General features: G+C 72.2%; 6 protein-coding genes. 4 read left to right on the top strand and 2 right to left on the bottom strand.

Annotation, left to right across the window (positions count from 1 at the left end; translation table 11 throughout):
• Positions 1 to 88: 88 nt before the first annotated feature.
• Complete coding sequence (locus tag ACIA8D_RS34570) at positions 89 to 679, bottom strand: DUF1648 domain-containing protein (protein ID WP_399238200.1); 591 nt, start codon at positions 677 to 679, stop codon at positions 89 to 91.
• A gap of 153 nt (positions 680 to 832) precedes the next feature.
• On the opposite strand from ACIA8D_RS34570, the gene ACIA8D_RS34565 reads away from it, so the two are divergent.
• The 4 genes from ACIA8D_RS34565 to ACIA8D_RS34550 all read left to right on the top strand — a co-directional run bounded on the left by ACIA8D_RS34565 (position 833) and on the right by ACIA8D_RS34550 (position 7,769).
• The gene (locus ACIA8D_RS34565; protein ID WP_399238199.1) at positions 833 to 1,171 is read left to right on the top strand and encodes a hypothetical protein; all 339 of its coding nucleotides are present in this window, start codon (positions 833 to 835) and stop codon (positions 1,169 to 1,171) included.
• Between the two features lie 195 nt (positions 1,172 to 1,366).
• Complete coding sequence (locus ACIA8D_RS34560) at positions 1,367 to 2,164, top strand: hypothetical protein (RefSeq protein ID WP_399238198.1); 798 nt, start codon at positions 1,367 to 1,369, stop codon at positions 2,162 to 2,164.
• 272 nt (positions 2,165 to 2,436) lie between these two features.
• Positions 2,437 to 6,330, top strand: coding sequence for a Pls/PosA family non-ribosomal peptide synthetase (locus ACIA8D_RS34555; RefSeq protein ID WP_399238197.1), 3,894 nt, complete (start codon positions 2,437 to 2,439; stop codon positions 6,328 to 6,330).
• An 89-nt stretch (positions 6,331 to 6,419) separates the two neighbouring features.
• A complete protein-coding gene (locus ACIA8D_RS34550) occupies positions 6,420 to 7,769 on the top strand; it encodes a M1 family metallopeptidase (RefSeq protein WP_399238196.1) in 1,350 nt (449 codons plus the stop codon).
• Here ACIA8D_RS34550 and ACIA8D_RS34545 read toward each other — a convergent pair whose 3' ends face one another.
• Positions 7,770 to 10,130, bottom strand: a complete 2,361-nt coding sequence (locus ACIA8D_RS34545; protein ID WP_399238195.1) for a beta-L-arabinofuranosidase domain-containing protein — start codon at positions 10,128 to 10,130, stop codon at positions 7,770 to 7,772.
• Between the last annotated feature and the right edge of the window lie 420 nt (positions 10,131 to 10,550).

Raw genomic sequence — 10,550 nt, 5'->3', positions numbered from 1 at the left:
CCGCTACGACAAACGCGCCCTCCACTACAAAGCCATGGTCACCATCGCCTGCCTACGACTCTGGCTGCCATGACTTTGCGGACACGACCTAGGGCTTGTCGTGCCCCTGGCGGGCGCTGCGCGCCGAGCCGGCGGCGGAGCGTTGCCTGTTGCCCTCCCTGCGGTCCCACAGGCCCACGGCGACCGTGAGGGCCGCACCTCCCGCGATCGGCGCCAGCAGCCCGACGTAGAACCACCACGGAACCTCGGCCGTGACATGCGTGCGCCACTGCACGAGGTTGCCGGCGACGAAGGACAGGCCGATCCCGACGTTGGTGACGAGCAGCGCCGCGGCCATCCGGCGGGCTCCGGTGCGGGTCGCGGGGCGCTGCGTGCCGGGGAGCGCGAACCGGGTTTCCCCGTCGGGCAGTTCGGCGGTCGGCGTGGCCCGCAGCACCAGCGCGGCGGTGACGGACAACAGCGCGGTCACACCCGCGTAGACGAAGACGAGCATGAACGCGGCACCCACGGACTTGTCCGTCCAGGCGTCGACCCCGCTGCCGCCGATGTGCCGCGGGATGCGGTCGGGCAGGCGCGGGTACACGGCGACGCCCCAGGCCACCATCCCGACGAGCAGCGACACACCGGCCGCCAGCCAGGCCCAGGGGAAGCGCGGCGGTGCGTACGAGGCTTGCGGCATGCCTCCATTGTGCTGCACCACGGCCCGCGTGATCCTTCCCGTCCCCGGCAACAATCCACGCCCGCCGACTGCCGGGGGCGGTCCGTGCCGGGATCATCGTGTCGCTGGCCGAACGCGTCGCAACACCGAGACACCGAGACACAAGGAGACCTCATGAGCACGCCCGTGACCGACGAACAGATTCAGGCCCTGGCCGCGACCGCGAAGCCCTACAGCCTGGCGCTCCTTCACTGGGGGCCGGAGCGGACCATGGACGGCGCGGACGCGATCGAACTCGAACACCAACGACGCATGGTGTCGTTGCGCGCGGAGGGGGTGATCGCGACCCTGTGTCCGGTCGCCTCCGACACCGTGGCCGGGGCCGCGATCATGACCGTGCCGGCCGAGGAGGCCGCGGAGATCATGGCCAAGGACCCCTGTGTGCGGGCCGGGATGATGCGCTGCGAGGTGCACCCGTGCCACGGCTTCCCCGGGGACACTCTGCCCGCCTGAACCGAACGATCCCGGCCATTCACCTGCGCTGCGGCGCCGGTCGGCACGGTGTCTCAGGCACACGCCGAGATCGTCATCACCTCGTAACTGCGCTTCCCCCGGCCATATTCGATCAGGCAGGATCAAGATCGCACAAGCGCACGACCGGGCCGACCGACCGGCCGCGCATCCATCCAGCAACGGGGGAACCGCATCATGTTTCGTAACCACCGCCGCAAGGCCGTCCTCACCGCCGCCGCCCTGATGGCCACGACCACGCTGCTCACGGCCTGCCAGGGAGGCGCGGACGAGGGCGCCTCGTCGAGCAGCGGTTCCGAGTCGTCGACCGCGGCCTCGGACGCGAAGGACAAGACCGGCGACACCGGTTCGGGTTCCGCCGGCGGCTCGGAGTCGCAGGCCGGCAGCGGCTCGGGGGGTACGTCCCAGCGCAAAGGCGTGAGCGGAACCTGGTTCGGCAACGTCTCCTACCTGGCGCCCGGCAAGTACACCGTCTCCGACCTGAAGGACACCGAGCAGGCGTTCTTCACGTCGACCGACACGGACATCCAGGGTGCCGGTGAGATCTGCGGCGACGCCGAGGGCCAGGCCGCCACCAAGTGCACCGAGGAGCAACTCGAGGCCGCGTCCAAGAAGGGCGTCTCGGCGACGGTAAAGATCAAGAACGGTACGGCCGTCAGTATCGTCGAGGACCACTCCAGCAGCGGTGGCGGCAGCGACTCGGACACCGGCAAGCCGAGCGGCCTGCGCTCCGGTGAACTCGGCTACCTGGCCCCGGGCAAGTACACCCTGCTCGACAGCGAGGGGACCACCATCTCCTTCTACAGTGCCACCGCCACGACCATCAACGGCAACGGCTGGATCTGCGGCGAGAACGGCGACAACAAGCGCTGCACCGAGGGCGAGTTGGAGGCCGCGGCGAAGAAGGGCGGCGTCCGCGTCGTCGTCAAGATCGACAACGGCGCCGCCGTCACGATCGACGAGGAGCACAACTAGGGCTTGTCGTTTGGATCAGGCCGGGCTCGCGGGGCCTGATCCAAACGACAAGCCCTAGGGTCCGGTGGCGCTACGGGCCGGCAACCTGGCGATCACGCACAGGCGTTGGCCCAGCGCCGCCCCGCTCCCCGACTGACCTGCACGATCCGCGCCCCGCGCCCCGGACGCCGTAACATGTCCCGGTTGTCCGGCCCAGGCCGGTCAACTCCGGGCAGTTCGGGGGCATTTGCGTCGCGCCCGCCGGGCTGCCGTCGTCTCGACGTTGGGACCCGATGGACGCCACTCGCGCACACGACGAGCTCAGCCTGCTGGAAGCGGAGCTGACCGAACGGCTCGACGCTCCGGCGCACTTCCTCGCGAAGGACGCCGCCGCCCCGCGCGCCCTGGTCGACATCCTCGACGCGACCGTCCGCGCGCATCCCGACGAACCCGCGCTCGACGACGGCGTGCGCCGTCTGACGTACCGGGCGCTGGACGCCGAGGTCGACCGGCTGCGCAGGCGTCTGGGCCGCGCGGGCGTGGGGCTCGGCGATCGGGTCGGCGTGCGGGTGCCGTCGGGGACCTGCGAGCTGTACGTCGCGATTCTCGGCGTGCTGGCCGCGGGCGCCGCCTACGTACCCGTCGACGCGGAGGACCCCGACGAGCGGGCCGAACTCGTCTTCGGGGAGGCCGGGGTGCGGGCCGTGATCGGCGCGGGGCTCGACTTCCGCGTCGCCGATCCCTCCCCCGTGCCCGCCGCGCGGCCCGGGCCCGAGGACGACGCGTGGGTCATCTTCACCTCCGGGTCGACCGGAAAGCCCAAGGGCGTCGCCGTCAGCAACCGCAGCGCCGCCGCGTTCGTCGACGCCGAGGCCGCGCTGTTCCTCGCCGAGGAGCCGATCGGGCCCGGCGACCGCGTCATGGCGGGGCTCTCCGTCGCGTTCGACGCGTCCTGCGAGGAGATGTGGCTGGCCTGGCGGCACGGTGCCTGCCTGGTGCCGGTGCCGCGCTCCCAGGTGCGCGGCGGCGCGGACCTCGGGCCGTGGCTGGCCGAGCAGGAGATCACCGTGATCTCCACCGTGCCGACGCTGGCCGCGCTGTGGGAGCCGGAGGCCCTCAACGACGTCCGGCTGCTGATCTTCGGCGGCGAGGCGTGCCCGCCCGAACTCGTGCAGCGCCTGGTCACCGAGGGCCGCGAGGTCTGGAACACGTACGGGCCCACCGAGGCCACCGTCGTCACCTGCGCCGCCCTGATGACCGGCGCCGAACCGGTCCGCATCGGGCTGCCGCTGGACGGCTGGGAACTCGCCGTCGTCGACGAGGCGGACCACCCCGTGCCGATGGGCGAGAGCGGTCAACTCGTCATCGGGGGCGTCGGATTGGCGCGCTATCTCGATCCGGTCAAGGACGCCGAGAAGTACGCGCCGCTGCCCGCCCTGGGCTGGGAGCGCGCCTACCGCAGCGGCGACCTGGTCAAGGCCGATCCCGAGGGTCTCGTCTTCCTCGGCCGCGGCGACGAGCAGGTCAAGCTCGGCGGGCGGCGCATCGAGCTGGGCGAGGTCGACGCGGCGTTGCAGGCGCTGCCGGGTGTCGCGGGCGCGGCCTGCGCCGTGCGCACCGCACGCGGCGGCAACCAGCTGCTCGTCGGCTATCTCGTGCCCCAGGAGGGCTGGCAGCACGCCGCCTCCGTGGAGAAGCTGCGGGCCGAACTGCCCGCCGCGCTCGTTCCGTTGCTCGCCCCCGTCGCCGAGCTGCCCACCCGTACCTCCGGAAAGGTCGACCGCGACGCCCTGCCCTGGCCGCTGCCCGACCTGGCGACCCCGGGCGCCCCGGCCGAGCAGCTCTACGGCACCGAGGCCTGGCTCGCCGAACAGTGGAGCGAGACGCTCGGCGTGCCCGTCACCAGCGCGCACAACGACTTCTTCGCCATCGGCGGCGGCAGCCTCGCCGCCGCCCAGCTCACCACCCGGCTGCGCAGCCGCTGTCCGAGCGCGGCCGTCATCGACATCTACGAGCGGCCCGTCCTGCGCAAGCTGGCCCGCCGACTGGAGAAGTCGGCGCAGGAGGACGCAGCGGAGCGCGTGATCAGCCCGGTCCCTCGTCGCGCTCAGGTCCTCCAACTGCTGCTCCTGATACCCCTGTTCAGTTTGAACGGGCTGCGCTGGACGGTCGCGCTCGGCGCGCTCGCCAATGTCCTTCACCACCTCGGCGGCTACGCGTGGGCCCCCGCCGCGTCCTGGTGGCTGCTCGCCCCGGCGGCGCTGCTCCTGTTCAGCCCTCCGGGGCGGCTCGCCGTCGCGGCGGGCGGCGCCCGGCTGCTGTTGCGCGGCGTGGGCCCGGGCACATACCCGCGTGGCGGCCACGTCCATCTGCGCCTGTGGACCGCCGAACGCCTCGCCGAGCACAGCGGCGCCACCTCGCTGACCGGCTCCTGGCTGCAACGCTACGCCCGCGCACTCGGCGCCCGGGTCGGCCCCGACGTCGACCTGCACTCGCTGCCCCCGGTCACCGGCCTGCTCAAGCTCGGCCGCGGCTGCGCCATCGAGAGCGAGGTCGACCTGTCGGGGCACTGGCTCGACGGCGACCGCCTGGGGATCGGCACGGTGAAGGTCGGCGCGGGCGCCGTGGTCGGCACGCGCAGTGTGCTGTTCCCGGGCGCCCGGGTCGGCAAGCGCGCCGAGATCGCGCCGGGTTCGGCCGCCCGGGGCCACATCCCGACCGGCCAGCGCTGGGCGGGCTCCCCCGCGGTCAAGCTCGGCAAGGCCAAGCGCGAGTGGCCGAAGCAGCGACCGCCGCGCACTGCGGGCTGGCGCGCGATGTACGGGGCCGCGGGCCTCGCCCTCACCCTCCTGCCGCTGCTGTCCGCCCTCCCGGCCCTGCTGGTCGCGCACGCCTTCGTGCCCGCGGGCGCCGGGCTCGGCGAGGCCGTGCGCGGCGCCCTGCTCGCCGTCGTCCCCGCGGCCCTCGCCTACGGACTCACGTACGCGGTGCTGATCCTGGCCGGCGTCCGCCTGATCGGACTCGGGCTGGCCGAGGGGACGTTCCCGGTGCACAGCCGGGCGGGCTGGCAGTCCTGGACCGTCACCCAGCTGATGGACCTGTCGCGGCAGACGCTGTTCCCGCTGTACGCGGGGCTCGTCACGCCCGTGTGGATGCGGCTCCTCGGCATGCGCGTCGGTCGGGACGCCGAGGTGTCCACGGTGCTCGCGCTGCCCGGCCTCACCACGGTCGGCGACGGCGCGTTCCTCGCGGACGACACGCTGACCGCGCCGTACGAACTCGGGGGCGGCTGGGTGCGGATCGGGCGCGCCCACATCGGCCGCCGGGCGTTCCTCGGCAACTCGGGCATGACGGCGCCCGGCCGTTCGGTGCCGGACGACGGTCTGGTGGGCGTCCTGTCGGCCACGCCGAAGAAGGCCAAGCGGGGCAGTTCGTACCTGGGCCTGCCGCCGGTCCGGCTGCCCCGACCGGCGACCGGCGCCGATCCGAGCCGCACCTACGCGCCGCCACGCCGACTGCGCTTCGCGCGCGCCCTGGTCGAACTGGGCCGGCTCGTCCCGGTGTTCTGCTCGGCCGCCCTGGTCGTCCTCGTCCTCGGCGCGCTGGCCGCGCTCGCCACGGCGTACGGTCTGTGGGCGGCGGCGCTCCTCGGCGGCCCCGTCCTACTGGCGGCCGGCGCCCTCGCGTGCGCGGTGTCGATCGTGGCCAAGTGGTTGCTGGTCGGCCGCCACCGCACGGGCGAGCACCCGCTGTGGTGCGGTTTCGTGTGGCGGGGCGAACTGGCCGACACGTTCGTGGAGATGCTCGCGGTGCCGTGGCTCGCCGAGTCCGTGCCCGGCACTCCCGTCCTGACCGCCTGGCTGCGCGGGCTCGGCGCGCGCATCGGGGCGGGCGTGTGGTGCGAGAGCTACTGGCTGCCGGAGACCGATCTGGTCACCCTGGAGGCCGGGGCGAGCGTGAACCGGGGCTGTGTCCTGCAGACACACCTCTTCCACGACCGGATCTTGCGGACGGATACTGTGATCCTTCGCGAAGGCGCCACGCTGGGGCCGGGCGGAATCGTGCTGCCGGGCAGCGAGATCGGCGCCCGCAGCACGCTGGGGCCCGCGTCCCTGGTGATGGCCGGAGAGTCGGTGCCGCCGGGCAGCCGGTGGCTGGGCAACCCGATCGAGGCCTGGCGTCCGTGAACCGGCGGACGGCGACCGCGCGTTGGCCAAGTGGTACGAGCACGGGTCCGTGGACGAGAACGGGCCCGGGGACAGGGAGCGGACGAGTCGTGAACGGTCAGCACCACGGGCAGCACAAGCCGGACCCCTACTTCCCGTCCAATGGGGACCCCCGCTACCGGGTGCACCGCTACGAACTCGACCTGGACTACCGCCCCGAGCCCAACCGGCTGGCCGGCGCGGCCCGGCTCAACGCCATCGCGGGCCACGCCGAACTCGACGAACTGCAACTGAACTTCGCCGACTTCCGCGTCGGCCGGGTCCGGGTCGACGGCCGTCCCGCGCACTACACCCTGCGCGGTGGCCGACTGCGCATCCGTCCGGCGAAGCCGCTGGCCGCGAGCGCCGCGTTCACCGTCGAGGTGCACTACGCCGGCAACCCGAAGCCGGTGAAGAGCCCCTGGGGCGGCCTGGGTTGGGAGGAGCTGACCGACGGCGCGCTCGTCGCCAGCCAGCCGGTCGGCGCCCCCTCCTGGTACCCGTGCAACGACCGGCCCGCCGACAAGGCCGCGTACCAGATCTCCCTGACCACCCCCTCCGCGTACCAGGTGGTGATCGGCGGCCGGCTGCTCACCCGGACGACCAGGGCCTCGACCACGACCTGGGTGTACGAACAGCCCGCGCCCACCTCCAGCTACCTGGTGGGCCTGGCCATCGGCAGATTCCGGACGGCGCTGCTCGGCGATCCGGGGCTCGACGGGGTGCCGCAGACCGGCCACTTCCCGGCCCACCTCCTGACCGAGTTCTCCCGCGACTTCGCGCGCCAGCCGCAGATGATGGCCCTGTTCCAGGAGCTGTTCGGCCCCTACCCCTTCCGCGAGTACGCGGTCGTGGTCACCGACGAGGAGCTCGACGTCCCCGTCGAGGCGCAGGGCCTGTCGCTGTTCGGCACCAACCACGTGGACGGCGCCCGCGGTGCGGAGCGGCTCATCGCCCACGAGCTGGCCCACCAGTGGTTCGGCAACAGCGTCACCGTCGCCGACTGGCAGCACATCTGGCTCAACGAGGGGCTCGCCAAGTACGCCGAGTGGCTCTGGTGCGAGCGCTCGGGCGGCCGGACCGCCCAGGACCTGGCCGCCTCGGCCCACCGGCTGCTCGCCGACCTCCCCGAGAACCTGTCCCTGGCGGACCCCGGCCGCAAGCAGATGTTCGACGACCGCCTCTACGAACGCGGCGCTTTGGCGGTCCACGCGCTGCGCTGCGCACTCGGCGACGAGGCGTTCTTCCGGGCCCTGCGCGCCTGGACGGACCTGCACCGGCACGGCGCCGTCACGACGGAGATGTTCGCCGCGCACGTCGAGCGGTTCGCGCGCCGGCCCGTGGACGAGGTGTTCCGGGCGTGGGTCCACGGGACGGCGCTGCCGGAGGTGCCGGTTCCGGTGGCCTCAGAGCGTGACTGATCAGGGCGCCAGCTCCCGCTCCGCCGCGGCCGCGCGTTCGACGACGGTGGCGCGCTGCTCCTTCGTGAAGAGCCCCGCTGCGGTCCACTGGTCCGCCGTTCGCTCCACCCTGCGGACGAAGTCGCGGTGTTCGGCGAACGGCGCCCCGTCCCAGACGACGTCGAGGAAGGTCGGGCCTTCGTCGCCGGGCGAGGTGACGCCCTCGACCGGTACGTCGTAGTCCGGCAGGCCGTCGTCGCGCTTGCGGTTGGGGACGCCGGTGGTGAGGGAGCCGAACACCACCTCGGGTTCGACGCGCTGGAAGTAGGCGGACTGGGGCTTTTGGTCGCCGACGTAGTGCGGGCGCAGAGTGCGGCCGTCGGCAGTGAGGGTCTGGCGCCGTCCCGGGGTGATCGCCGCACGAGAGTAGTCGCCGTCGCGCTTGAGGTGCCGGTAGAGCGTCAGCTCCTGGTACGTCCCCTTGGGCACCTCGCCGAGCACCGGCATCAGCAGCGGGCCCCAGAACACCGACTGGATCTCCGGACGGTCGAGGGCGCGCTCGATGCGGACGGTGAAGGGCGTCGAGACCTCGACGGTGTCGCCCGGCCGCCAGTCGCGGTCGATCGTGAGGTAACTGCCCGGCTTCGGGCGCGGCCCGGTGAGACGGCGTCCGTTGACCGAGACCACGAAGCCGTCCCGGGTGTCGGCCACCCAGCCGGGGACGCGCAGCTTGAGGGCGAGCCGGCCGCGTCCTTCGACCGTCAGCGTGCTGCCCTGTTCGCGCGGGAAGGCGGTCTTCTGGGTGACCGTGAAGTCCCGCTCCCGCCAGCGCAGGGTGGACGGGATGTACAGGTTGACCCACAGGGCCTTGTCGTCGGCCGAGCGGAAGTACACCGTCTCCTGGTATTTGGTGCCGCCTTCGAGACCGCTGCCGCCGCAGCAGGTACCGGTGTTGCCGTACTCGCGGGCGGCGCCCGGGGTAAGCGGCTGGAAGTAGGCGAGCTGCGGATCGTCCGTGCGGTCCGTGTCGGCGCGCTGCCCGAGCACCATGTTGACCAGGCCGCGCTCGTAGTAGTCCATGTAGGCCGGGTCGGGGTCGAAGGCGAAGAGATTGCGCGCCAGCTTGAGCAGATTGTACGTGATGCAGGACTCGGCGCCGTCGCCCGCGATGGCGTGGGCGATGTTGTCGCGGTTCTGGAACGCCTCGGGGTTGGTGTTGGCGCCGGGCACGGTCCCGCTGGTGCCGCCGTGCGCGAACATCCGGTGCGGCACGATCATGCCGAAGAAGTTCTCCGCCGCGCGCCGGTAGTCGTCGTCCCGGTTCTGCTCGAAGACCCGCAGATAGCCGACGAAGTTGGGCACGTGCGTGTTGGCATGGAGGTGGTTCGGGCGTCTGCGGCCGGGGCGGTTCGCGTCGGTGGTGACGAGGATGTCGCGGTTCTCCACGCACGCCTGGAAGAGGGACTCCCGGCTGTCGAACAGCCGGGCGGTCTCCAGGTGGCGCCCGTCGCCGGTGAGGGCGTGGATCTCGGCGAGGACCTCGTTGGCGCCGCCGTACTCCCCCGCGATGTAGGTGTCCCACAGGTAGTTCAGGTCGTCGCGGGTGACGGGCCCCTTGTAGTCCGGGTTCTCGATGTCGCCGAGGGTGAGGGCCAGGTGGGCCCAGTCCGCCATGGACCGGACGATCTCGAAGGCCCGCTCGTTGCCGGTGAGGCTGTACGCGTCGAGGAGGCCGCGCATGATCTTGTGCTGGGTGTACCAGGGCGCCCACGTGTTGGTGTCCGGATTGCTGCCGTATACGGCGAACCGGGGCGGGCCCGCGCGCAGCACGGTGTCCTCGGGCAGCGCGCCGAGGTAGCCGGGGTGCACCGTCCTGCCCTTCAGGGCGTCCTGGCAGGCACCCAGCTCGCGCACCATCCGGTCGAGCTTGTCGAGGTAGACCTGTTCGCCCTGGTCTACGTGGGACTGGGCGAGGGCGGTGAGGTAGTGGCCCGCCCAGTGGCCGCTGAGCAGGCCGCCGTCCTCCCAGCCGCCGGGCACCTCGACGCCGGGCGGATTGGGCCGGCCCGCGGTCTTGTTGAACAGCACCAGGAAGCGCCGCTCGTCGTAGGCGCGGACGAACGCCTTCACCCGGTCGCGCTTCTCCTGGAACAGCCCCTTGCCCAGGGCCACTTCGTTCAGCCGGAAGGGCCGGACGGGCGCCGTGCTGCCCGCGCCGACGTACGGCGGGAGGTCCTTCACCGGCACGTGTGCCGCGCCGGGTCCGGGCGCGGACGCCTGGGCGGCGGCCGGCCAGGACCCGGCCGCCACGGCCACGGTGCCGAGGGCCGAAGCGGCCATGAAGTCACGCCGCCGGACGAACCGGCCACCGGATGTCGACATGTCCCTCCCCTTTCACGGGAGTTACGGCTTCGTTCGGAGTACCGAACTGCCTCTGACTTACCGAACACTCCTGAACGGGAGCCAAGATCTCACGCGGGCCGGACCGCCCGTCAACACCCCTGCACACCGAACGCGGCCACCATGGGCCGCTTTTCGGCCCTGGCCCGATATCACCGGTGCGGCGATTCGCCCACCAAGGACCCTTATGCGAGAAACCTGCACCCGCCCCGCCTCAGGAATCTTGAGACGGAGAGGCACTGGCCAGAGCCGCTCTTCGCCTCAACTGCGCCCCTGTATACGAACTTTGGAGGCATGGGACCGCACCGTCTTGGACAGCGATCCGCTCAGACCGTGCGGCTCCCGAGACCCGGAGCTCTGTGCCGTCTTGGGCTGCCGCGTCAGGGCAAGATTCCTCAAAAC

Source organism: Streptomyces sp. NPDC051684 (assembly GCF_044453445.1).
In the GTDB taxonomy this organism is placed as follows: domain Bacteria; phylum Actinomycetota; class Actinomycetes; order Streptomycetales; family Streptomycetaceae; genus Streptomyces.
This window is presented reverse-complemented; position numbering and strand designations above follow the sequence as displayed.

What these genes read in the sequence shown, in the direction of transcription:
- ACIA8D_RS34545 (WP_399238195.1), bottom strand. Translation starts at nt 10,130, where the DNA reads ATGTCGACATCCGGTGGCCGGTTCGTCCGGCGGCGTGACTTCATGGCC.
- ACIA8D_RS34565 (WP_399238199.1), top strand. Translation starts at nt 833, where the DNA reads ATGAGCACGCCCGTGACCGACGAACAGATTCAGGCCCTGGCCGCGACC.
- ACIA8D_RS34560 (WP_399238198.1), top strand. Translation starts at nt 1,367, where the DNA reads ATGTTTCGTAACCACCGCCGCAAGGCCGTCCTCACCGCCGCCGCCCTG.
- ACIA8D_RS34555 (WP_399238197.1), top strand. Translation starts at nt 2,437, where the DNA reads ATGGACGCCACTCGCGCACACGACGAGCTCAGCCTGCTGGAAGCGGAG.
- ACIA8D_RS34570 (WP_399238200.1), bottom strand. Translation starts at nt 679, where the DNA reads ATGCCGCAAGCCTCGTACGCACCGCCGCGCTTCCCCTGGGCCTGGCTG.